Source organism: Microbacterium pratiae (assembly GCF_047302165.1).
Lineage (GTDB): Bacteria > Actinomycetota > Actinomycetes > Actinomycetales > Microbacteriaceae > Microbacterium.
Genome location: NZ_CP154843.1, coordinates 1,100,216 through 1,121,938 on the forward strand (window position 1 = coordinate 1,100,216; position 21,723 = coordinate 1,121,938).

The following is a 21,723-nucleotide window of genomic DNA, read 5'->3' on the forward strand; positions in this document are numbered from 1 at the left end:
GTTTTCCCATGGTTGAGTATCGCTACCTCGGCAACAGTGGATTCAAGGTCTCGGAGATCACGTACGGCAACTGGGTGACGCATGCGTCGCAGGTGGAGAACGACGCGGCCATCGCGACCGTCCACAAGGCGCTGGATCTCGGCATCACGTCGTTCGACACCGCGGACGCCTACGCCAACACGGCCGCGGAGGTCGTGCTCGGCGAGGCGCTGAAGGGTCAGCCCCGCGAAACGCTCGAGATCTTCACGAAGGTGTACTGGCCGACCGGCCGCAAGGGACCGAACGACCAGGGTCTCTCGCGCAAGCACATCTTCGACAGCATCAACGGGTCGCTCCGTCGGCTCGGCGTCGACTACGTCGACCTCTATCAGGCGCACCGCTACGACTACGAGACGCCGCTGGAAGAGACGATGCAGGCTTTCGCCGACATCGTCCGCCAGGGCAAGGCGCTCTACATCGGCGTCAGCGAGTGGACCGCCGAGCAGCTGCGCGAGGGCCACGCCCTCGCGACGAAGCTCGGGTTCCAGCTCGTGTCGAACCAGCCGCAGTACTCGGCGCTCTGGCGCGTCATCGAGGGCAAGGTCATCCCCGCCTCGCAGGAGCTCGGCATCTCGCAGATCGTCTGGTCGCCGCTCGCGCAGGGCGTGCTGACGGGCAAGTACCAGCCGGGTCAGCCCGTGCCCGAGGGCTCGCGCGCGACCGACGAGAAGAGCGGCGCGAACTTTATCAAGCGCTTCCTGAACGACGAGGTGCTCACCGCCGTCCAGAAGCTCAAGCCGATCGCCGACGAAGCGGGCCTCACCGTCGCGCAGCTGTCGCTGGCCTGGGTGCTGCACAACGACAACATCGCGGCGGCCCTCGTCGGCGCCTCGCGACCGGAGCAGCTCGAAGACACCGTCAAGGCCTCGGGCGTCAAGCTCGAGCAGTCGGCGTACGACGCGATCAACGACGCCCTCGCCGGCGTCGCGGTGACCGACCCGGCCGAGACCGACAAGGTCTCGCCGAAGACGCGCCCGGCCTGATCCGGGCTGATCGTGGTCACGACGAGCGCCGGCATCCTGCCCTACCGCATCGCTGCGGACGGCACGGTGTCGGCGCTCGTCGCGCACATGGGTGGGCCGTACTGGTCGGCCAAAGATGCCGGCGCATGGTCGATCGTCAAAGGCGAGTACGACCCCGACGGGGAGGCGGCGCTGGATGCTGCGCGTCGCGAGTTCCGTGAGGAGCTCGGGCTCGAGCCACCCGACGGCGAGTACGCCGAGCTCGGCACCTTCTCGTACGCGTCGGGCAAGCGCATCACGGTGTTCGTCGTCGACGGCGCCGATCTCGACGTCTCGGATGCGGTGTTCGGCGAGTTCGAGATGGAGTGGCCGCCGCGGTCGGGTCGTACGGCATCCTTTCCGGAGGTCGACCGCGTCGAGTGGGTCGACCTCGGCCGCGCTCGCGAGCTGCTCGTGAAGGGCCAGCGACCGGCCCTCGACCGGCTCGACGAGCTCGTTCGAGCGAGCGGCGGGTAGCCGAGGGTGGTGCAGCATCGCATCATCCCCGCCGACCGATGGGAGCCGTTCTCCGACGAGCATCTCGCGCGCGTCGTCCCCGTCGCCACGGATCGCATCGTCCGAGCCTCCGCCGCCACCGACTTCACGCCGCGGCAGGCGGAGATGGTCATCTTCGACGCGTCCGGTATGAGCGCGGACGGCGTGCGTATCTGGCGCGCCGCCCGCCGGTTGGGTGAATCAGCCAACGCGCGCGCCCGGTCGTCGGCTCGGCTCCGCTTCGGCGGTCGCACCTCGAGCATCGGCTGGATCGGGTGGGTGCTCGTGCTCGCCGCTCTCACGGGTGGGCTCGCCTTCGCCGCCGCGCTGCAGACGAAGAACGTGCTGATCACGGCCGCGTTCTCCGCCGCGACGGCGATGGCCGTGCTGGTGGCGGCCGTGGGTGCGCGAGGGCGCCCGCTCGATCGTGGGCTGTGGCGGCCGCAGGCTTTCGCCCTCGTCGGGACGGCGGTTGCCGTCGTCCTCGTCGGCGGCGGCGCCACAGCACCCGCGATGGCCGTGTTGGTGGGCGCACCGATCATCGTCGGCACCTCGCTGATCGCCGGCATAGTCATCCGGCGTGGCAGGCCGCAACAGGCGCGTGAGGTGGATGAGAGTCTGACCGCCGCTTACCGGGAGGTCATCGCGGACCTCCCCGCCCATGTCGAGCGTCTCGAGCGCGAGACGAGCGCTGCGTTGCCGCCGGAGCGAGCACGATTCGTCGAACGCGCCCGCACCGCCGTCTTCGAGCGGCTACGGGACGACGAGCGCGTGCCCGAACCGGCCCGTCGGCGACTGGCGCGGCACGGTGACGCGCACGCCGCGGGCGGGGTGATCATCGCGGATCTGGCCGATCCGCTCACCTGGCTGCCGGCGGGGCTGGCACGGTCGGCGTACACCGCCGACGATCCGCGGCATCCCGACAACCGGGACGGCTGACCGGTCTCGTCGTCCCGTCAGCGCTTCTTCTTCGGCGCTTCCGAGACGTCGAGCTTCTCGTGCAGTCCGCCGAGCGACGACCACGCGCTCGCGGTGCCCTTCGCAGCGTGCTCGGCGCCGCGCACGGCTCGCTCGTCGGCCCACTCGTTCAGGACGTGGCCGCGGTGTCCGCGGACGTGCTCGAGGACGACATCGGGCAGGCCGCGCGCACGGCGGGCGTCGCGGGCGGCGATGAGCTGCTCGAGGATGTCGCGGTTCTTCGTGGGCGCCCCGGTCGAGGTCTTCCAGCCGCGGCGACGGTGGCCGTCCATCCATGACGCGTACGTGTCGATCGCGTATTTGGAGTCGGCCTGGACCACGAGCTCGCGGACGTCGGGGTGGTCTTCGATCGCCTTCAGCAGACCGAGCAGCTCGCCGATATTGTTCGTGCCCTGCGGGATCGCTCCGGCGGCCCAATGGCCGTCCTCGCCGACCCAGGCCCAGCCGGTCGGTCCGGGATTGCCCTTGCAGGCGCCGTCGGTGGCCACGGTGTATCGGTCGGAACTCACTCGGGCAAGGGTACCGGGGCCCGGCTGGATGCGGTTTCTGTATACGTTCGCGTCAGATTCACGTGATTTCACCCGGTGAGCTTGCCGTTGTGTATACAATCGCTGCATGGTGGCCGAGGGTGGAGCACGGGCGGGAGAGCGCGCCTACGCCGCTCTGCTGACCGAGATCCAGAACGGCGACCTCGCGCCCGGTGCCGTGCTCGCGGAAGTCGAGCAGTCGACCCGACTGGGCGTCAGCCGCACGCCGCTGCGCGAGGCGCTTCGACGGCTCGCGGCCGACGGCCTCGTGCGCCAGGCCTCGCCGCGCGTGACCGTCGTCGCCGACATCGACCGCGACGACATCCGGTCGCTCTTCGAGGTGCGGCGCGCACTGGAGGAGACCGCCGCACGGCTCGCGGCATCCCGGGGCAACGCGGCGCTGTTCGCCGAGCTCGCCGCGGCGTTCGAGCGCACGGCGCAGTCCGATGCGCCCGCTGCGGGCGACCCCGACGCGTACTACGCGCTCATCGCACGCTTCGACACCGCCCTCGACGACGCTGCCGGCAACGCCTACCTGACATCCGCGCTCACGAAGGTCCGCGCCCACCTCGTGCGGGTCCGCCGCCTCGCGCGCGACAATCCCGCGCGACTCGCCGCGTCGATCGGGGAGCACCGGCTCATCGCGAGCGCGATCGCCGCGCGCGACGCCGACCTCGCCGCGCACGCGACCCACATCCACCTGCACAACGCCCTGACCAGCATCCTCGACTCCCTGGAGGCATCCGCATGACCGTCAGCCATCACGTCCGCGTCCATCGGAGCGATGAGGAGCTCGCCCGCGAGGACCAGCTCGCGTGGAAGATCGCGGAGGTCGCCGTCGACCCCGTCGCGGTCGAGCCCGACGTCGTCGGGATGATCGTCAACCGCATCATCGACAACGCCGCCGTCGCGGCGGCATCCCTCACGCGGGCTCCCGTCAGCTCGGCGCGCGCGCAGGCGCTCGATCACCCCGTCTCGCGCGGCGGCGCCGGGGCGAGCGTGTTCGGCGTCACCGACCTCACGAGCCCCGAGTGGGCCGCGTGGGCGAACGGCGTCGCGGTGCGCGAGCTCGACTACCACGACACCTTCCTCGCGGCCGACTACTCGCACCCCGGCGACAACATCCCGCCGATCCTCGCGGTCGCGCAGCACGTCGGTGCCGACGGCGCGGCGCTCGTGCGAGGCCTCGCGACCGGGTATGAGATCCAGATCGACCTCGTGCGGGCCATCTGCCTGCACAAGCACAAGATCGACCACGTCGCCCACCTCGGGCCCTCGGCCGCTGCGGGCATCGGCACGCTGCTCGGCCTCGACGCCGCCACGATCTACCAGGCGGTCGGGCAGGCGCTGCACACGACGACCGCGACGCGCCAGTCACGCAAGGGCGAGATCTCCACCTGGAAGGCGCACGCCCCCGCCTTCGCCGGGAAGCTCGCGGTCGAGGCCGTCGACCGGGCGATGCGCGGCGAGACGAGCCCGAACCCGATCTACGAGGGCGAGGACGGGGTCATCGCGTGGCTGCTCGACGGGCCGGATGCCGCCTACACGGTGCCGCTCCCCGCGCCGGGCGAGGCCAAGCGCGGCATCCTCGATTCGTACACCAAGGAGCACTCGGCGGAGTATCAGGCTCAGGCCTGGATCGACCTCGCGCGGAAGCTCCACGGCGAGCACCCCGAGCTCGTCGATCCGGCCAACATCGAGAGCATCGTGCTGCACACGAGCCACCACACGCACTACGTCATCGGCTCGGGCGCGAACGATCCGCAGAAGTACGACCCGACCGCGTCGCGCGAGACGCTCGACCACTCGATCCCGTACATCTTCGCGGTCGCGCTGCAGGACGGCGGCTGGCACCACGTCGACTCGTACACGCCCGAGCGGGCCGCGCGCCCCGACACCGTCGCGCTCTGGCAGAAGGTCACGACGGCCGAGGACGCCGAATGGACGCGGCGCTATCACTCGGAGGATCCGGCCGAGAAGGCCTTCGGCGGACGCGTCGAGATCCGGATGGCCGACGGCTCCACGCTGGTCGACGAGATCGCCGTCGCCGACGCCCACCCGCTCGGTGCCCGCCCGTTCGCGCGCGAGGACTACATCCGCAAGTTCCGGATCCTCGCCGAGCCCGTACTCGATGCTGCCGAGATCGAGCGCTTCCTCGACCTCGCGCAGCGTCTGCCCGAGCTCACCGCAGACGAGGTGCGCGAGCTGAACATCGTCGCGCGCGCGGGCGTCATCGCGTCGGCGCCGAACCCGCGGGGGCTGTTCTGATGCTGTACTCGCAGACGACGGCGGCCGAGAAGCGCCGCATCCTCCGGGAGCGGCTCGCGAGCGGTGAGACCCTGCGATTCCCGGGGGCGTTCAACCCCCTCTCGGCCCGGCTCATCGAGCGGCACGGCTTCGACGGCGTGTACGTCTCGGGCGCGGTCATCGCGGCCGATCTCGGCCTGCCCGATGTCGGGCTCACGACGCTCAGCGAAGTCGCCGGGCGCGGCCAGCAGATCGCGCGGATGACGGAGCTTCCGGCGATCATCGACGCCGACACGGGGTTCGGCGAGCCGATGAACGTGGCCCGTACGATCCAGACGCTCGAGGATGCCGGGCTCGCCGGCTGCCACATCGAGGACCAGGTCAACCCCAAGCGATGCGGGCATCTCGATGGGAAGAGCGTCGTCGACGAGAACACCGCCGTGGGCCGCATCCGGGCTGCCGTCGATGCCCGGCGCGACCCGGACTTCCTCATCATGGCGCGCACCGACGTGCGGGCGATCGAGGGGATGGATGCCGCCGTCGACCGCGCCCGCGCGCTCGTCGATGCCGGCGCGGACGCGATCTTCCCCGAGGCGATGCGCGACCTCGCCGAGTTCGAGGCGATGGCCGCCGCCGTCGACGTGCCGATCCTGGCGAACATGACGGAGTTCGGGAAGTCGGAGCTGTTCACCGTCGACCAGTTGCGCGACGCGGGCGTGCGGATCGTGATCTGGCCCGTCTCGCTGCTGCGCATCGCGATGGGCGCGGCGGGCCGTGCGCTCGAGGAGCTCACGACGGCGGGGAATCTGACGGCGAAGCTCGGCGAGATGCAGCACCGCGCCGACCTGTACGACCTCGTCGACTACGAGGGCTACACGCGTTTCGACTCGTCGGTCTTCGACTTCACCCTGTCGACTCGCCAGAATGAGTCGATCGACCGGGGCTGAGACCCGCAGATTCTGGCTACTCGACGGAGAGGGAACAGAACATGAACCAGCAAGACACCGGCAGCGGGCACGATGTCCGCAAGGGGCTCGTGGGGGTCGTCGCGGACGTGACGGCGATCTCGAAGGTGAACCCCGAGACGAACTCGCTGCTCTACCGGGGCTACCCGGTGCAGGAGCTCGCCGCGACGCAGCCGGTCGACGCGGTCGCTCACCTGCTGTGGCATGGCGAGCTGCCGACCGCTGACCAGCTCGCCGAGCAGCGACGACAGGCCCGCGCCCATCGTGCCCTGCCGCGGGAGCTGCGCGAGGCGATCGACCGGATGCCGGTGGACGCGCACCCCATGGACGAGGTGCGGACCGCCGTCAGCGTGCTCGGCGCGCTCGACACCGCCGGCGCGGCATCCGTGCTCGACGCGGTCGGGACGCCCGAGCGCAACCTCGAACGGAGCCTGCGCCTGTTCGCCGTGCTGCCGGCCATCGTCGCGTACGGGCAGCGGCGCCGTCGCGGGCTCGGGCTGGTGGAGCCCCGCGACGATCTCGACGACGCGGCCAACTTCCTGTGGATGACCTTCGGCGAGGAGCCCGATCCGGTCGTCGCCGACGCGTTCAACCGGTCGCTGATCCTGTACGCCGAGCACTCGTTCAACGCCTCGACGTTCACCGCTCGCGTCATCGCCTCGACCCTGAGCGACCTGTACTCGGCCGTCGTCGGTGCGATCGGCGCCCTGAAGGGGCCGCTGCACGGCGGTGCGAACGAGGCCGTCATGCACGTCTTCGACGAGATCGGGGACGCCGCCGGCGTCGAGGCGTGGCTCGACCGGGCGCTCGCCGAGAAGCGCAAGATCATGGGGTTCGGCCACCGCGTCTACAAGCGCGGCGACTCGCGCGTGCCGACGATGAAAGCTGCGCTCGACGCTCTGGTCGAGCACTACGACCGTCCGGATGTCGCCGAGCTCTACGGCGCCCTCGAGCGTGAGTTCACGGAGCGCAAGGGCATCTACCCGAACCTCGACTACCCGTCGGGGCCCGCCTACAACCTCATCGGGTTCGACACGGTCACCTTCACGCCGCTGTTCGTTGCGGCGCGCGTGGTCGGGTGGACGGCTCACATCATGGAGCAGTACGCCGCCAACGCGCTCATCCGGCCGCTGTCGGCGTACGACGGGCCCGACGAGCGTCACATCGCGGGCTACGTCGCCGACGAAGCCGAGGTCGACGTGGCGGAGCGTCCGGAGGAAGCCGCCGGCTGAGCGATCGGCCCGCTGCCCCGCCTCTCGGGGATGCAGCGGGCCGATCGACCTCGTGCGGGTCAGGCGTTCCGGCGGTCGGCGCTCCGGCGACGCGCGGCGACCAGCAGGCCGCCCAGGGCGAGGGCCAGCACGCCCGCCAACGCGAACTCGATCGGTGCGGTCCCGCCCGTCACGGCGATCGTGCCCGCGGGGGCTGCCGCGGTCACCGTCACCGCGACCTCGATGGGCTCGAGCGCGCCCGACGTCACGACGAGGCGGTGCGCGCCGGTCGCGAAGTCGCGAGGAACGGCGACCGTGAACGTGGTCCGGCCGGCGTCGTCTGCCGCGGGGATGCCCGTGACCACGACGGGGTCGCTGAACAGCGTCGCGGCGATCCGCTGACCGGGCTCGAGCCCGGACACCGCGACCTCGAGCGTGCCGCCCTGCACGACCGTGTCGCTCGCGAGCTCGACCGTCGCCCACGGCTGCGTCGGTTCTCCCGGCTCTCCCGGCTCGCCCGGCTCGCCCGGTGCGCCGGGGCCGGGGAAGCCCGGCTGCTCGACGGGCGGCTGCTCGCCGGTGACGTAGGCGCGGTTCACCGGCGCGGGTGACACCGGGCCGACGGCGGCGAAGAACTCCACCGTCGCCTGCAGGTCGACCTGACCGGAGTCGGCTGCGCCGGTGCCCGTCGCGAAGGTGCCGAAGTTGTCGCCGCCGCCCGCGAGGAACGAGTTGGTGACGACGCGGATCGTCGTCGCCGAGTCGTCGAGCGCGAGCTGCTCGCCGTTCAGCTGCATCGAGCGGATGTGCGAGCCCGCGGGTGCGGCCGGGTCGTATTCGAAGGAGAAGCCCTTCGACACGCCCATCGCGAGCTTGGGGCGGGAGGCCCCGGCGGGCTGCCACTGCTCCTCGAGCACCTGCTTGATCTGCGCGGGCGTCAGCTCGAGGGTCACGAGTGTGTTGGCGAAGGGTTGGACGTTCGCGACCTCGCGGTACGACACCGATCCGCCGTCGTCGCCGTACAGCAGGTCGGTGCGCAGGCCGCCGGGGTTCATGAACGCGATCTCGGCCTTCGCTCCGCCGTACCCCGGGTTCTGCGTCGTGGCCCAGAGGTAGACGTCGGCGACGGTGTTGCCGAGCGTCGAGTGAACGCCGCGGTCCTCCGCTCCCGCCGCGGTCTTGCCGCGCAGGATGTCGGCCGTGATGGATCCGACCTGGAGGCGCCCCTTCTCGTCAGCGACTCGCACCGCCGCGTCGACGACCGCACGCGTGTCGACGTCGGGGTAGGCGATGGGCTGGGCGAGGGTCGGGTCGATGAGCGCCACGGTGCTGCCCGTGATGGACTCGAGGTCGCCGGCATCCGTCAGTTCGATGTCGAGCGAGCCGAGGGTCGTGCCGTACTGGTGGGCCTGAATCACCGGACGGCCACCGATCTCGCACGCGTACTTCTGGTGCGTGTGCGCCGAGACGATGGCGTCGATGTCGTCGGAGGCGCCGCGGACGAGGTCGCCGAAGTCGCCCGACTCTGTCGCGATCGCCGTGCAGTCCGAGCCGGCCGACCCCTCATGGGCGAGGAGCACGACGACGTCGGCGCCCGCGGCGACCGCGTCTGCCGCGGCATCGTTGGCCGAGGCGACCTGGTCGCGGAACTCGATGCCGGCGATGCCCTGCGGGCTCACCATGCCGGCGGTCTGCTGCGTCACCGTGCCGACGAAGGCGACTCTCGTGCCGTCGACCTCCGAGATCGTGTACGGCTGGAGCGCGTGCTCGTCGGTGCCCTTCACGAAGACGTTCGCACCGAGCGCGAGGTCGCTGAACGCGTCGGCATCCTCATCGCCCTCGTAGCGGGGGATGACGCGATCGGTGAGGTCGGCGAAGCCCCGGTCGAACTCGTGGTTGCCGACTGCGCTCGCGTCGAGCCCCACGGTGCGCAGGGCGTCGATCGAGGGGTTGTCGGCGTCGATGAACGACTCGAATGCCGACGCACCGATGTTGTCGCCCGCGGAGACGAACAGCGTGTTCGGGTTCTGCTGGCGGAACGACTGGACCGCGCCCGCGAGCACGGCGGCGCCGGCGACGCCGTTCGATTCGGCGACGAGGCGGCCGTGGAAGTCGTTGATCGTCAGGATGCGGATGTCGGGCTGAGCCGCGGATGCACCGTCGACGAGCTGCTCGATGCCGTAGACCGTCGTGCTGCCCGACACCTCGTTGCCCACGACGAGCAGGGCCTGCCCCGAGGGCGATCGGTGCGCCGGGATGAACTGGATGCCCTCGGGCCCGAGGTCGCCGGCAGCCGGCGAATCGGCGGCGGCGCTGAAGTCGCGGTTGTTGACGTACGTGACGTAGGTCGCCGCCGTCGGGTCGGTGATGTCGTAGACGATGACGCCGCCCACGCGCTCGAAGCCGATGAAGGCGTACGTGCGACCGCCGACGGTGCCGATCGAGAGGTTCTCGGGCTCGGGGCCCTTGTCGTCGCTGCGGCCCTCGAGGTTCGCCTCGGTGTGGTTGGAGTTGAAGTACTCGGGTGCCACACGGGCGAGGATCCGTTCGAACTGGTCGCCCGAGTCGAACACGAGCGTGCCGTCGGTGCCCCAGATCGAGAAGGAGCGTCCTCCGAAGGAGTGCAGCTCGTCGTAGCAGCTGCCATCGGCACGAAGCCCGTCCTCGATCGAGACGTTGAGGCGGCCGAGGGCTGCGTCGCCGAGCTGCGTCGCGAGCGGCGAGTCCGCGCAGACGGCAGGGAGGCTCTTCTTGCCGAGGTCCTTCACGCGGACGGCTTCGGCGTAGTCTCCCCATTCGCGGGCGTCGCCCTCGTTGGCGGTGACGAGGTAGGTGCTGCTCTTGCCGCCGACGGCGGCGGAGTACGACTGGATGCCGTCGGGCATGTACATGCCCTTCAACCCGGCGTACGTGGTGATGTTGATCGCGCCATCCTTGTCGCTCGCGTCGAGCTCGTTGCCGGCGGCGCCGTGATCCTTGACCCCCAGCGGGAGGATCTTGGTGACCTCCGACTTCGCGAGGTCGACGACGGCGACCGCGTTGGCTTCCTGGAGCGCGGCGTAGGCGGTCGTGCCGTCGACGGTGATGTACTCCGGCTCGAGGTTGCGGCTCACACGGTTGGCGGTGAGGGGCTTGTCGCCCTGGTCGGGTGCGGCGACGTCGGGCCCGAACACGCGGACGCCGGCGGGCAGCGCCTTCGACCCGCCCGCTTCGAAGGCACCGAAGCCCGCGACGCGCACGGCCGACTGTGCGGGGGCGGACACCGTCTTGGGGAGGGAGACGACGCCGATCGAGCCTTCCGGGTCGGTCGAGAAGTCGTCGGCGGGCTCGCCCTCGTTGGCGACGACCGCGTAGGCGCCGTCCTTCGAGATCGTGACCATGTCGGGCAGTGGTCCGACGGTGACCGAGCCCAGGCGCGTGGATGCGACGTCGTCGGCGTTCGCGTCGAAGAACACGAGCGTTCCGTTCGCGGTCTTGTCCTCCGCCTCGAAGGCGACGACGCCGAGGCCGTCGTCGCGGATCGCGAGGGAGTTCGCCGTGCCGGCATCCGAGATCGTGAACAGCTCGACCGGCGTGGTGGGGTCGCTGTTGTCGAGTACGGTCACCGAGCCCGCTTGCGCGTTGACGACGTACAGGCGGTCGCGGTACGACTGGACGATCTCGGCGGCCGAAGCGTCGAAGACGCCGGTCTCGTGGGTGCCGGTCGGTGTGAGCGAGAGCGTCGCTCCGGGAGCCGAGTCGGTGATCGGGGCGGCGACGATCGCAGCGGATGCCGGGGCGAGCGGGGTCAGCGCGAGCGTGCAGGTGAGCGCGGCCGTCGCGACGGCGGCGAGCGTGCGGGGAACCGTGCGGTTCCGGGCAGGCGAAGGCATGGGTGTCCTCTGGTCGGGTGAACGGGTGCGTGTCGTGACTACTCCGCGCACGTGTCCGGCATGTGAATGCCCGGCAACCGGCCGGAGACGCCCGACGGGCTGCGTGGCACGATGAGGGTATGAGCGACTACACGACGATCGTCAGCGAGACGCGAGGGCGCGTCGGCTGGCTGACCCTGAACCGACCCGAGGCGCTGAACGCCCTGAACTCGACGCTCGTGGCCGAGCTCGCGGATGCGGCGACGGCGTTCGATCGCGACGAGTCGATCGGCGCGATCGTCGTGACGGGCTCGGAGCGGGCGTTCGCTGCGGGTGCGGACATCAAGGAGATGGCGGGCAAGAGCGCCCGAGACATGTCGATGGACAACCCGTTCGCGGCGCTCGAGGATTTCGCGCGCGTGCGCACCCCCGTCGTCGCGGCGGTCGCCGGGTTCGCGCTCGGCGGCGGGTGCGAGCTGGCGATGATGTGCGACATCGTGCTGGCGGCCGATACCGCGGTCTTCGGGCAGCCCGAGATCGATCTGGGCGTGATCCCGGGCATCGGGGGCACCCAGCGCCTGGCGCGTGCGATCGGGTACTATAAGGCGGCCGAGCTGGTGCTGACCGGTCGGCGGATGCCGGCTGAGGAGGCCGAGCGTGCCGGGTTGGTGTCGCGCGTCGTGCCTGCCGATCAGCTGCTCGCCGAGGCCGGTGCGGTCGCTGAGCGGATCGCGTCGCGGTCTCTGCCGGTCGCCTACGCTGCCAAGCAGGCGCTGCGTGCCTCGCAGGAGACGACCGCTGCCGAAGGGCTCCGCCTCGAGCGGACGCTCTTCGCGTCGCTGTTCGCCCTCGACGATCAGAAGGAAGGCATGGCGGCGTTCGCCGAGAAGCGCAGTCCCGAGTTCCGGCACCGCTGACCCGTCGCGGTGCTGGTCGAACGCGGGTCCGCCGTGCGTCGCCGGGCGGTGATCGTATTAGTTCTCGGGGCGGTGCTGGTGCTCGCGGCTGCGGGGGCGGTGGTGTCGGCCCGATGGGCGCTGGGTCTCGATGCGGTGCGCGGGTTTCTCGACCGGTACCCGGGGGCGTACCCGCTGCCCGCCGGTGCACCCGTGGGGTTTCCGGCGTGGCTCGCCTGGCAGCACTTCTTCAACGCGTTCCTGATGGTGCTGATCATCCGGTCGGGGCTGCAGGTTCGCAGGGAGAAGCGTCCGAGGGTGTTCTGGTCGCCGCGCGGCCGGCCGAAGCGGCGGACGAGCCTGACGATCTGGTTCCATCAGGCGCTCGACGTCGTCTGGGTCGTCAACGGGGTGGCGTTCGTGATCCTGCTGTTCGCGACGGGGCAGTGGATGCGGATCGTCCCGACGAGCTGGGACGTGCTGCCGAATGCGGCGTCGGCGGTGCTGCAGTACGTCTCGCTCGACTGGCCGACCGAGAACGGCTGGGTCAACTACAACAGCCTGCAGCAGCTCGCTTACGCCACGACGGTGTTCGTCGCGGCCCCGCTCGCGGTGGCGACTGGGCTGCGGCTCAGCACTCTCTGGCCGCGGGGTGACGCGCGTCTGAACCGGTTGTTCCCCTGGGAGTCGGCGCGCCGCCTGCACGTGCTGGTGATGCTCTTCTTCGTCGTCTTCATCGTGACCCATGTCGCTCTCGTCCTGGCGACGGGAGCGCTCCGCAACCTCAATCACATGTATGCCGCGGAAGGGTCGGCGGACCCGGCGGCCTTCGCTGACAACTGGGCCGGCTTCTGGCTGTTCGTGCTGTCGCTCGGTGTCATCGTCGGGGCATGCGCCGCCGCTCGCCCCGCCGTGCTCGTACCGGTCGCGCAGCTGTTCGGCACGACCACCAGCCGCTGACCGCGTGGGTGCGGGATGCCGTCACGCGCTCTGAGGACTCCGAAACTGCGGCCCTCTCGGGCACCCGGAGTCAGCCCCGGATCAGAAGGGTGGCGGTTCGTCGGGTGGGGCTCCACCGGGTGCAGGAGCCGGTGGTGGGTTCGCCGTGTCGATGGCGTCGCCCGTGTCGATCGTGAAGCAGACCGCGGGCTTCGGGACGTCTTCGCGGTAGACCCGGCCGCGGGGTGAGGTCCATTCCAGGACTCCGCCGCCGAGTTGTCTGACTTCCCATTTGGTGAATTGCTTCATCGAGTGGTGTCGCTGGCAGAGGTGCGCGAGGTTGTTGACGTGGGTGTGGCCGCCGAGGGCGTAGTCGATGGTGTGGTCGAGTTCGCAGCGGATCGCGGCTCGTCGGCATCCGGGGAACCGGCAGTGCTGGTCTCTCGCGGCAAGCAGCTTCTTCATGGCCACGGTGGGTCGGTAGGTGTCGATCTCGACCGGGGTGCGGGTGACGGGGTCGATGAAGAGCCGGCCCCACTCCGACACCTGCCCCGCGAGCTGTCGTGCTGTTCCGGCGTCGATGAGCCCGGCCCCGATGGCCTCGGCGGGGTGCTCATCCGTGCCCGTCAGGGTCTCGGCGGTAACCGCGACCTGCACGCGTGCGCGGATCGCGCCGAGCCCGCCGGCCCGGTCGGCCCCGTAGGTCGGATCGACGACGGGCGCTCCTCCGAGCACGAGGTCACCGAGGATGTCCGCGCGCAGTTGATCCATTGTCCGGATATCCGGTGCGGCATCCGCGCCCGCGGCGTCCGTTTCCGCCGCGCCGGCAACCGCGTCAGCGTGCACTCCGACAACCCCGGCGGCATCCGCCCCGCCAGCGCCCGCGACCCGGGAGTCCTTCACGGACTGTCCCATCTGGGTCAGCCGGTCGAGCATTCCCGCGGCGATCACGGTCGGGAGGTTCGCGACGAGGTTCGACATCCCGTCCGTCCCATGGAATACCCGTACGCACCGTTCCGCCGCCGCGGTCTTGTGTCGCTCGGTGAAGTCCCGCGGATGCAGCCTGGCCGCGAGAGCTTCCAGCGAACCTCGCACCCGTGAGGGCACGTCCCGCTCGCACACGCCGATCGCCGCCGCCTCGAATTCGCCCCGCACCTCGGCCGGCACCCCGGTGCCGACCCGCACGACCACATCCACGTGTCCGCGCTCGATCCGCCGTGACGCCCACGCCTCGAACACCGCGGGGTAGTCGTCGATGACCGTCATCGCGTGATCGATCTCACCCTGCAACCGCCGGTCCGTGAGCCGCGCCATTCCCGCTGCTTCGGCCGCGACCGACCGCAGCTCCATGTCCGACGCCATGCCGCGCACACCGTCACGACGCGCATCGCGCAACGCGGCGTGGCCGAGGTCGGCCAACGCCCGTATCCGCGCGATATCGGCGGAATGGGTGAGCTCGAGCGCCTTCGCATACCGCGAGAAAGCGAGCGCCTGCGAGGGCACGACGTCATCGCGTCCTGCCTCGCCACCCTCGCCATTCGCTGCCATGTTCCCATCATGACAGTGGGGTACGACACTGAGTTAGAACATATCTTCGCCTGGCGATAGCTCGTCGAAGTTCACCGTGGGGGAGGAGGGGCGGCCGAGCGGCCCGGCCGATTCCTGCTCAGCGAACGAAGCGGACTTCGGTCAGCGTCTCGCCGAGGAACGGCTCGGTGTGGGTCTGGCCGTCGAGCGTGAAGCCGTTGCGCTCGTAGAAACGGTGCGCTCGGGGGTTGTCCTCCGCGACCCACAGGTAGATGCCCTCATCCTTCTCGACCGCCGCGTCGAACAGGCGCTGGCCGATGCCGGTGCCGTGCCAGGCGTCGAGCAGGTAGATGAAGTAGAGCTCGCGCATGCGAGGTGCGTCGCGGTCGCGGGCGGGGCCTGATCCCACGAATCCGACGATCTCGCCGCGGACGAGCGCGGCGTGCATCCGGAAGTCCTCGCCCTGCGCAGCCCAGTGGGTCCACAGCTCCGCGAGGCGGCGGGGCGAGACGCTCTGGAGCGCGGCGGTGCTGATGAGGTGGTCGTAAGTCTCGTGCCAGCAGGTGGCGTGCACGCGCCCGAGGGCTTCGGCGTCGACATCCCGCACCGGACGGACGACGATGTCGGTCTGCAGTTCGGCTTCCATGGCCAGACTCTACGCGCGGCCGGCGAAGGCGTGAAATCGGGGGACGCGGGTTGCGAAGCCGGTCATCGCACGTCGACCTCGACGTCGTCGCCCATGCCGTCCTCGCCTCGGCAGCCCGCGGCATCCGCCACCACGTCGGCGCTCGTGGCCTCGACAGAGAGCAGGCTGACCTCGCCCGGGCTCCACCCCGCCGCGGCGAGGCTGTCGCGGAGCGCCTCCTCGACCGCCGCCTGCTCGCCCCCGACGCGCGCGCGGGTCGCCGTGTCCGGTGCGTCGTGGGCCGCCTCGGGGGCGAGCGTCCGTACCGCGGCGATCAGATCTTCCTTCATCCGGTCCGCGCGGGCGGGGCCGAGCGCGGCGCGCACGATGTCGAACGAGTCCAGCGTGACCGACCACATCGCTCCGAGGCCGATTTCCAACGTCGCGCCGGCGGGCGGATGCTGCGCGGCCGTGATCGCCCTCCGGTCCGACAGGATCATCACCAGTGCGGTGCCGGTCAGCAGGACCAGCACGGCTCCGGCGGCGGTCGTCGGCACGACCGACATCGCCGAGAGGTAGAACGGCGAGTCCCACCCCGCTGTGAGCCCGACGACGGCGCGGGCCGCGGAGAAGAGGCCGTACGCCGCCATCGCGACAGCGAGCAGCCATGACCCGCGCCGTGCGGCGATCGCGGGGTGTCTCGCCGCCGCGGACGTCAGCCAGCAGACGACCGCCACGACCAGGACCTTCGCGGTGAGAGAGGCGGGCATCCCGACAGCGGCGGAGACGACGCCGACCAGGGCCGCGAGGGATGCGGTGATGCCGGCGCGGGTCAGGACGCTGCCGGTGAACGAGCCCAGGCCGGTGAACACCAGGCCCGGCCCCAGGACCATCGCGACGTCGCTGATGACGAGTGTGGCGGGGTCGCCCGTCTGCGTGTGCACGAGATACAGCAGGCTCGACGTCATCGCCGACAGCGTCCCGACGATGCCGAAGCGCAGAACACCGCCGCGGCGGCGCCAGCTCGGCCGCACCACGAACAGGTAGAACAGTCCTGCGATGGTCGCCAGGCACGCGCAGACCAGTACGACGCCTGCTGTCAGCACGGCCCCCACCCCCTCGCGCACCGGCCCGTGAGCGCGCTCACTCGCAACCTACGCGCACACGGCCCCGGGAGAAAAGCGTCACCGTAACGCGGCGGGGAAACCGGCCTGCTATGGTCGGGTCCCGACACGGGGTGCCCGCGACCGCGAGCTGAGATCAGACCCGTCGAACCTGCTCCAGTGCAATGCTGGCGAAGGGATGTCGAGATGCGCGATGTCGTGCCCACCGTCCGAGGCCCGGAAGCGGCGCTCCGAGCGCTACGGGATGCTGCTCCGCTGACGCACTGCGTGACCAACTCCGTCGTCACCGGGTTCACCGCGAACGCGTTGCTGGCGCTCGGCGCGAGTCCCGCCATGGTCGACATCGAAGGCGAGGCGGGCGTCTTCGCGGGAGTCGCCGACGGCGTTCTGCTGAACCTCGGAACCCCCACGCCGCAGCAGCAGGCCAGCGCGCGAGAAGTCGTCCGGGTGACGCGGCGCTGGGTGCTCGACCCGGTCGCGGTGGGGACGCTTCCGGTCCGGACGGCGCTCGCGGCCGAGCTCGTGTCGGCCCGGCCCGCGATCATCCGCGGCAACGCCTCCGAGGTCGCGGCCGTCGCCGGCAGCGGCTCCGGCGGTCGCGGCGTCGACAGTCTCGACGTTCCCGACACGGTGCACGCGGCGGCCCTCGCCCTCGCTCACCGGACCGGAGCGGTCGTCGCGGTGTCGGGCGCGGTCGATCTCATCACCGACGGCGACCGTGTCGCCCGAGTGCACGGGGGAGACCCCCTGCTGACACGCGTCACCGGCGGAGGGTGTTCGCTCGGCGCGACGATGGCCGCCTTCCTCGGTGTGGTGGAGCCCTTCTCGGCGGCGGTCGCCGCATCGGTCGTGCACAAACGGGCGAGCGAGACCGCAGCGTCCGTCGCATCCGGTCCCGGCTCGTTCGCCGTCGCCTTCCTCGATGCGCTCGCCGCGCTGACCCCCGACGGTCTCGACGCGTCCCGGGTCGAGACGCGCCTCATGTCCGCGAAGGCGACGCGGTGACCCGGCGGGTCGACCTCGCGCTTCACCTCGTCACCGACGACCGGCTCGACGCCGACGCGTTGCCGTCGATCGTCGACGCCGCCGTCGACGGTGGGGTGACGGTGGTGCAGCTGCGAGACAAGAGGGTGACGGCGAGGGAGCTGATCCGGCGGGCGCGGATGCTGTCGGAGGTGATCGCCGGGCGGGTTCCGCTGCTCATCGACGACCGTGTCGACGTCGTCCTCGCCGCCCTCGACGCGGGCGTGCGCGTGGACGGCGTGCACCTCGGTCAGAACGACATCCCGCCCACGACCGCACGGCGTGTCCTCGGGTCGGACGCCGTCATCGGGTGGACGGCGAACACCGAGGCGCACCTGCGGGCCGCTCATGAGATGCCGGTCGGGACCCTCGACTACCTCGGTGTCGGGGTGATCCGGCCGACCTCCACGAAGCCCGATCACCCCCCGGCTCTCGGCATCGACGGGTTCGCCGCGCTGTCCGCGGCGACGCCCCTGGGCTGTGTCGCGATCGGTGGCATCGTCGCCGAGGACGTCGCTCCGCTTCGCCGTGCGGGTGCGGCCGGGGTCGCCGTCGTGTCGGCGATCTGCGGCGCCGCGGATCCCGCCGCCGCGGCCCGTGCTTTCGCCGCAGCGACCGGCCGTGACGCCGTCGCGGCGACGGACGGAGCGGTGCGGTGACGGCGGGCGCATGCGTGCCTCGCGTGCTGAGCATCGCCGGCACCGATCCCTCGGGCGGCGCCGGCATCCAGGCTGATCTGAAGTCGATCGCCGCGATGGGCGGCTACGGGATGGCCGTCGTGACGGCTCTCGTGGCGCAGAACACCTGCGGTGTGCGGGCGGTGCACGTGCCGCCCGCTGACTTTCTGCGTGCGCAGCTCGACGCTGTGGGCGACGACGTCGAGATCGATGCGGTGAAGATCGGGATGCTGCACTCCGAGCCGCTCATCGCGGTCGTCGACGACTGGCTCGCGCGTCGACGCGGCGACCTCGTCGTGCTGGATCCCGTCATGGTCGCCACGAGCGGGGACCGCCTGCTCGATCACGCGGCGGAGGCGGCGATCCGTGCCCTCTGCGCGCGTGTCGACCTCGTGACGCCGAACCTGCCCGAGCTCGCGGTGCTGGCGGACGAGCCGGTCGCGGGCACCTGGCCCGACGCGCTCGCCCAAGCGCTGCGGTTCGCCCGTTCGTCGGGTGCGACCGTTCTCGTCAAGGGCGGGCACCTCGACGGCGGTGATTGCCCCGACGCCATCGTGACGCCGGAGGGCGTGGCGGGAGAGGTGTCGCGGCGGCGCATCGTCTCGACCAACACGCACGGCACCGGATGCTCCCTGTCGGCGGCCATGGCGACTCTCGGCGCGAGCGGCGTCGACTGGTCCGATGCTCTGCCGCGAGCGACCGCGTGGTTGGCCGGTGCGATCGCGGCGGGCGCGGCGCTCGAGGTCGGGCGCGGCGCGGGACCCGTCGACCACCTGCACGAGCTGCGCCCGCACCTTCTGCCGCCGGCATCGGCATCTGCATCGGCGTCGGTGTCGCCGGCGTCGTGGACGGCGCGAGCGTGGTCCGATGCCGCTCCGCTCCGGGCAGCCGTCGACGAGTGCGCCTTCGTCGACGAGCTACGGACGGGAACCCTCGACGAGTCCGTGTTCTCGTGGTACCTCCGACAGGATGCGCTCTATCTGTCGGAGTACGCCCGCGTGCTCGCCCGCGCCAGCGCTCTCGCGCCGCGGAGTGACGAACAGGTGTTCTGGGCGGAAGCCGCCGCCACGGCGATCGCGGTCGAGTCCGAGTTGCATCGCTCGCGGGTCGACGCGGATGCCGCAGCCCCGGCGCCCACGACGCTCGCGTACACCGACCATCTGCATGCGGCGTCGGCTCGGTGCTCGTACGGCGAACTGGTCGCCGCCCTGCTGCCGTGCTTCTGGCTGTACTCCGACCTGGGTGGACGATTCGCGCAGGCCGCGCACGCGCAGCATCCCTATCGCGACTGGCTTTCGACGTATGCCGATCCCTCCTTCGCGGCGTCGACGCGCGCAGCGATCGACATCGTGGAACGGGCCGCCGCAGACGCCTCGGCGCTCGAGCGCGAGCGTATGAGCGTCGCGTTCGAGCGATCGATGCGCCACGAGCTCGCCTTCTTCGACGCCCCCGTCGTGCAGTAGGCGGTCGTCTCGCCCGGCTACCGCACGACGTCTTCTTCCTCTCGTGCAACGTTCCCGAGGAGCAGGATCATGCCGCCGATGTCCGCGCTGCGATCACACGGCTCCAGGCGGTCGATCAGGAGATCATCCGCCTCGTCTATTGGGACGGCTTCTCACTGGTGGACGTCGCGCAACACCTGGGAATGAACACCGCTACGGTGCGCAGCCGACACGCGAGGGCGCGATCACTGCTGCAGACGCTGCTCCACACTGAACGCGTCTGACGGATCGTAGAGTGCGGGCGGACGGCTCCGCGGGCTGGTCCATGGCGCCACGAGTCACCTCCGCGCCCTCCGGAATGATGTAACGGTGCGTGTCCCCACAAGCCGTTACCACTCTGCTACGGTCGAGTCATGCCAGACGACCTCATCCGACCGCTTGTCGAGTTGGCGGCCACGCGCCCCGAAGGTGAGTGGCCGGAGCAACTGGATCTGGACCGGTTCCACCGCATCCTCGGGGAGATGGCGCCGGCGAGCCGCGATGTTCGTGATGTCGGCACGGCGAGGCAGGTGCGCGACACGATCGGGGCGATCCTGCTGGACGGAACCGACACCCACGCCTACGCGATCTTGAACCGCGTCATGGCGGATCGAGCGGTGACGCCGTCGGTCGATCAAGCCGGCTTGAGGTATCGCTCGAAGCACGCGGATGCCGTCAGCGCGCTGTGGGCGCAGATGGCGGAACCGCTGCTCTCTGGGGTCGTGTCGGGGGTGCGCGGTCGCACCAAGCGCTGCGCCAGCGCGCCGTGTGTGACTCCATTCATCAACTCGCAGGGTGGTGGCCAGGAGTACTGCTGCGCCCGATGCGCGACGCGGGCGCGAGTTCGCCGGCACCGAGCGGAAAGAGCGAATCGATGACGACAGCCATGCAGGCTTGCGGGCAAAGCCCCAGACCCTTGTGGGAAACCACGAGAAGACCCACCTCCCGTCGAATCGATGGACCTGAGCGGATATGACGACCCTTGCCGACCCCTTCATGGACATCCCGCAAGCCGACCTCGAGCGGCTGCGCCAAAGACTTCACGACGCCGAACTCCCACATCAATCCCCGGGAGAAGATTGGTCCCGGGGAATCCCGTCGCTCGTGCTCGACCGGCTGCGGAAAAGATGGTCCTCCGGCTACGACTGGCGCCCCTATGAGCAGGCGCTGAACCGCGAGGAGCACAGCTTCCATCCCAGCGAGATCGGGCCCATCCATTACGTTCATCGCCGCGGTGACGCGGAGGCTCTGCCCGTGCTCGCCATACACGGCTGGCCGTACTCGTACGCGCAGCTTCTCCCGATGGCAGATGCTCTGAACGGCGCGCATGCCGTGATCGCGCCGTCCCTTCCCGGGTTCGGTCATTCACCGGCGTCAACGCAGCCGTACAGTGCGCGCCGTATCGCCGAAGCGTTTCATCACCTGATGGTCGATGGCCTCGGTCACAAGCGCTACATCGTCTACGGCGAAGACATGGGTGCGCCCGTCGCAGACTGGATCGCAGGGCTGTATCCGGGCTCGGTCGCAGGGATCGTTGCCTCACACCCGTCGTTCTCCGCGCAAGCGAGGCCCGGGACCGTCCTGACAACCGCCGAACGCGAGTTCCTCCTTCAGACGAGGAACTCAGCCGAAAGCGGATATGCCCACCAGCAAGGCACCCGGCCCGACACTCTGGCTGCAGCGTTGCTGGACTCCCCACTGGGCCTTCTCGCCTGGATCGCCGAGAAGATCGCAGCCTGGAGTCACGGCGGACACGCGACCGAATTCTCGAATCTCAGCGATGACGATGTTCTGAACGTGGTCTCGCTGTACTGGCACACGCGATCGATCGGCACGAGCTTCCGCAGCTACGCCGAGCCCGACGACTTCGACGATCACCCGATCATCTCCGTGCCCGCGTCCATCCTCGTCAACACGCACGAGTCCGGCTACCCCGAATCCCTCGCTGAGAAGAGCTACACCGACATCCGGTGCTTCGAGCGTCTGGAGAGGAGCGGTCACTTCACAGCTTGGGAAGACCCAGCAGCGATTGCTGCGGCCATCCGGCACCACGCAGGCCTCCTAGCTCGGTGACGGCGAGGCCGAAGTGCCGCGCGCGCACGCACTGTCAGACACGC

Annotated in this window: 19 protein-coding genes, 1 pseudogene and 1 riboswitch; of the genes and pseudogenes, 15 read left to right on the top strand and 5 right to left on the bottom strand. The window is 70.4% G+C overall.

The window, feature by feature from the left end; all coding sequences use genetic code 11:
• The first annotated feature begins 8 nt into the window (after positions 1 to 8).
• From AA0Y20_RS05165 to AA0Y20_RS05175, 3 genes are read left to right on the top strand one after another with little or no spacing between them, the layout of a single operon-like run.
• Complete coding sequence (locus AA0Y20_RS05165; RefSeq protein WP_412937867.1) at positions 9 to 1,022, top strand: aldo/keto reductase family protein; 1,014 nt, start codon at positions 9 to 11, stop codon at positions 1,020 to 1,022.
• A 12-nt stretch (positions 1,023 to 1,034) separates the two neighbouring features.
• Positions 1,035 to 1,517, top strand: a complete 483-nt coding sequence (locus tag AA0Y20_RS05170) for an NUDIX domain-containing protein (protein ID WP_412937868.1) — start codon at positions 1,035 to 1,037, stop codon at positions 1,515 to 1,517.
• 9 nt (positions 1,518 to 1,526) lie between these two features.
• Positions 1,527 to 2,474 carry a hypothetical protein gene (locus AA0Y20_RS05175; RefSeq protein WP_412937869.1) on the top strand — a complete coding sequence of 316 codons (948 nt, stop codon included), beginning with the start codon at positions 1,527 to 1,529 and terminating at the stop codon, positions 2,472 to 2,474.
• A gap of 17 nt (positions 2,475 to 2,491) precedes the next feature.
• On the opposite strand, the gene AA0Y20_RS05180 is transcribed toward AA0Y20_RS05175, so the two are convergent.
• Positions 2,492 to 3,022 (bottom strand): ribonuclease H family protein, encoded by a 531-nt coding sequence (locus tag AA0Y20_RS05180; protein WP_412937871.1) that lies wholly within the window; start codon positions 3,020 to 3,022, stop codon positions 2,492 to 2,494.
• Positions 3,023 to 3,128: 106 nt separating this feature from the next.
• Here AA0Y20_RS05180 and AA0Y20_RS05185 point away from each other — a divergent pair, with 106 nt between their 5' ends.
• The 4 genes from AA0Y20_RS05185 to AA0Y20_RS05200 are packed head-to-tail and all read left to right on the top strand — an operon-like array spanning position 3,129 to position 7,484.
• On the top strand, positions 3,129 to 3,791 hold the full coding sequence (locus AA0Y20_RS05185) for a GntR family transcriptional regulator (protein WP_412937873.1): 663 nt from the start codon (positions 3,129 to 3,131) through the stop codon (positions 3,789 to 3,791).
• A complete protein-coding gene (locus AA0Y20_RS05190) occupies positions 3,788 to 5,308 on the top strand; it encodes an MmgE/PrpD family protein (RefSeq protein WP_412937874.1) in 1,521 nt (506 codons plus the stop codon). Before AA0Y20_RS05185 ends, AA0Y20_RS05190 begins: the two co-directional genes overlap by 4 nt.
• Positions 5,308 to 6,234, top strand: coding sequence for a methylisocitrate lyase (gene prpB, locus AA0Y20_RS05195; protein ID WP_412937875.1), 927 nt, complete (start codon positions 5,308 to 5,310; stop codon positions 6,232 to 6,234). The genes AA0Y20_RS05190 and prpB overlap by 1 nt, the downstream gene beginning before the upstream one ends.
• Positions 6,235 to 6,275: 41 nt before the next feature.
• Positions 6,276 to 7,484, top strand: a complete 1,209-nt coding sequence (locus AA0Y20_RS05200) for a bifunctional 2-methylcitrate synthase/citrate synthase (protein ID WP_412937876.1) — start codon at positions 6,276 to 6,278, stop codon at positions 7,482 to 7,484.
• A gap of 59 nt (positions 7,485 to 7,543) precedes the next feature.
• Here AA0Y20_RS05200 and AA0Y20_RS05205 read toward each other — a convergent pair whose 3' ends face one another.
• The gene (locus tag AA0Y20_RS05205; protein ID WP_412937877.1) at positions 7,544 to 11,335 is read right to left on the bottom strand and encodes a choice-of-anchor I family protein; all 3,792 of its coding nucleotides are present in this window, start codon (positions 11,333 to 11,335) and stop codon (positions 7,544 to 7,546) included.
• Between the two features lie 119 nt (positions 11,336 to 11,454).
• Between AA0Y20_RS05205 and AA0Y20_RS05210 the strand changes: the two genes are divergently transcribed.
• Positions 11,455 to 12,231: an enoyl-CoA hydratase-related protein gene (locus AA0Y20_RS05210; protein ID WP_412937878.1), complete on the top strand. Its 777-nt coding sequence runs from the start codon at positions 11,455 to 11,457 to the stop codon at positions 12,229 to 12,231.
• Between the two features lie 9 nt (positions 12,232 to 12,240).
• Positions 12,241 to 13,170: a cytochrome b/b6 domain-containing protein gene (locus AA0Y20_RS05215; protein WP_412937879.1), complete on the top strand. Its 930-nt coding sequence runs from the start codon at positions 12,241 to 12,243 to the stop codon at positions 13,168 to 13,170.
• Positions 13,171 to 13,251: 81 nt separating this feature from the next.
• On the opposite strand, the gene AA0Y20_RS05220 is transcribed toward AA0Y20_RS05215, so the two are convergent.
• The 3 genes from AA0Y20_RS05220 to AA0Y20_RS05230 form a co-directional block, all read right to left on the bottom strand.
• The gene (locus AA0Y20_RS05220) at positions 13,252 to 14,697 is read right to left on the bottom strand and encodes an HNH endonuclease (protein WP_412937880.1); all 1,446 of its coding nucleotides are present in this window, start codon (positions 14,695 to 14,697) and stop codon (positions 13,252 to 13,254) included.
• A 118-nt stretch (positions 14,698 to 14,815) separates the two neighbouring features.
• A complete protein-coding gene (locus tag AA0Y20_RS05225; RefSeq protein ID WP_094261138.1) occupies positions 14,816 to 15,322 on the bottom strand; it encodes a GNAT family N-acetyltransferase in 507 nt (168 codons plus the stop codon).
• 62 nt (positions 15,323 to 15,384) lie between these two features.
• Positions 15,385 to 16,407, bottom strand: a complete 1,023-nt coding sequence (locus AA0Y20_RS05230) for a hypothetical protein (protein ID WP_412937881.1) — start codon at positions 16,405 to 16,407, stop codon at positions 15,385 to 15,387.
• 117 nt (positions 16,408 to 16,524) lie between these two features.
• Positions 16,525 to 16,621: riboswitch (TPP riboswitch) on the top strand.
• Here AA0Y20_RS05230 and thiM point away from each other — a divergent pair.
• From thiM to AA0Y20_RS05260, 6 genes and pseudogenes are all read left to right on the top strand, one after another.
• Entirely contained in the window at positions 16,612 to 17,430 is an 819-nt protein-coding gene (thiM, locus tag AA0Y20_RS05235; RefSeq protein ID WP_412937882.1) for a hydroxyethylthiazole kinase, read from the top strand. (Overlaps the previous riboswitch by 10 nt.)
• A complete protein-coding gene (gene thiE, locus AA0Y20_RS05240; RefSeq protein WP_412937883.1) occupies positions 17,427 to 18,107 on the top strand; it encodes a thiamine phosphate synthase in 681 nt (226 codons plus the stop codon). Before thiM ends, thiE begins: the two co-directional genes overlap by 4 nt.
• A 23-nt stretch (positions 18,108 to 18,130) precedes the next feature.
• A pseudogene (locus AA0Y20_RS05245) lies at positions 18,131 to 19,516 on the top strand (bifunctional hydroxymethylpyrimidine kinase/phosphomethylpyrimidine kinase); the annotation flags it as partial.
• On the top strand, positions 19,414 to 19,851 hold the full coding sequence (locus AA0Y20_RS05250; RefSeq protein WP_412939707.1) for an RNA polymerase sigma factor: 438 nt from the start codon (positions 19,414 to 19,416) through the stop codon (positions 19,849 to 19,851). The pseudogene AA0Y20_RS05245 and the gene AA0Y20_RS05250, both read left to right, overlap by 103 nt.
• A 129-nt stretch (positions 19,852 to 19,980) precedes the next feature.
• Positions 19,981 to 20,484, top strand: coding sequence for a CGNR zinc finger domain-containing protein (locus tag AA0Y20_RS05255; protein WP_412937884.1), 504 nt, complete (start codon positions 19,981 to 19,983; stop codon positions 20,482 to 20,484).
• A 94-nt stretch (positions 20,485 to 20,578) separates the two neighbouring features.
• Entirely contained in the window at positions 20,579 to 21,679 is a 1,101-nt protein-coding gene (locus AA0Y20_RS05260) for an epoxide hydrolase family protein (protein ID WP_412937885.1), read from the top strand.
• The last annotated feature ends 44 nt before the right edge of the window (positions 21,680 to 21,723 follow it).

Excerpts from the sequence above, each read along its gene's own strand:
- AA0Y20_RS05165 (WP_412937867.1), top strand. The coding sequence starts at position 9 with ATGGTTGAGTATCGCTACCTCGGCAACAGTGGATTCAAGGTCTCGGAG.
- AA0Y20_RS05185 (WP_412937873.1), top strand. The coding sequence starts at position 3,129 with ATGGTGGCCGAGGGTGGAGCACGGGCGGGAGAGCGCGCCTACGCCGCT.
- AA0Y20_RS05190 (WP_412937874.1), top strand. The coding sequence starts at position 3,788 with ATGACCGTCAGCCATCACGTCCGCGTCCATCGGAGCGATGAGGAGCTC.
- prpB (WP_412937875.1), top strand. The coding sequence starts at position 5,308 with ATGCTGTACTCGCAGACGACGGCGGCCGAGAAGCGCCGCATCCTCCGG.
- AA0Y20_RS05200 (WP_412937876.1), top strand. The coding sequence starts at position 6,276 with ATGAACCAGCAAGACACCGGCAGCGGGCACGATGTCCGCAAGGGGCTC.
- AA0Y20_RS05205 (WP_412937877.1), bottom strand. The coding sequence starts at position 11,335 with ATGCCTTCGCCTGCCCGGAACCGCACGGTTCCCCGCACGCTCGCCGCC.
- AA0Y20_RS05210 (WP_412937878.1), top strand. The coding sequence starts at position 11,455 with ATGAGCGACTACACGACGATCGTCAGCGAGACGCGAGGGCGCGTCGGC.
- AA0Y20_RS05220 (WP_412937880.1), bottom strand. The coding sequence starts at position 14,697 with ATGGCAGCGAATGGCGAGGGTGGCGAGGCAGGACGCGATGACGTCGTG.
- AA0Y20_RS05225 (WP_094261138.1), bottom strand. The coding sequence starts at position 15,322 with ATGGAAGCCGAACTGCAGACCGACATCGTCGTCCGTCCGGTGCGGGAT.
- thiM (WP_412937882.1), top strand. The coding sequence starts at position 16,612 with ATGCGCGATGTCGTGCCCACCGTCCGAGGCCCGGAAGCGGCGCTCCGA.
- AA0Y20_RS05255 (WP_412937884.1), top strand. The coding sequence starts at position 19,981 with ATGCCAGACGACCTCATCCGACCGCTTGTCGAGTTGGCGGCCACGCGC.
- AA0Y20_RS05260 (WP_412937885.1), top strand. The coding sequence starts at position 20,579 with ATGACGACCCTTGCCGACCCCTTCATGGACATCCCGCAAGCCGACCTC.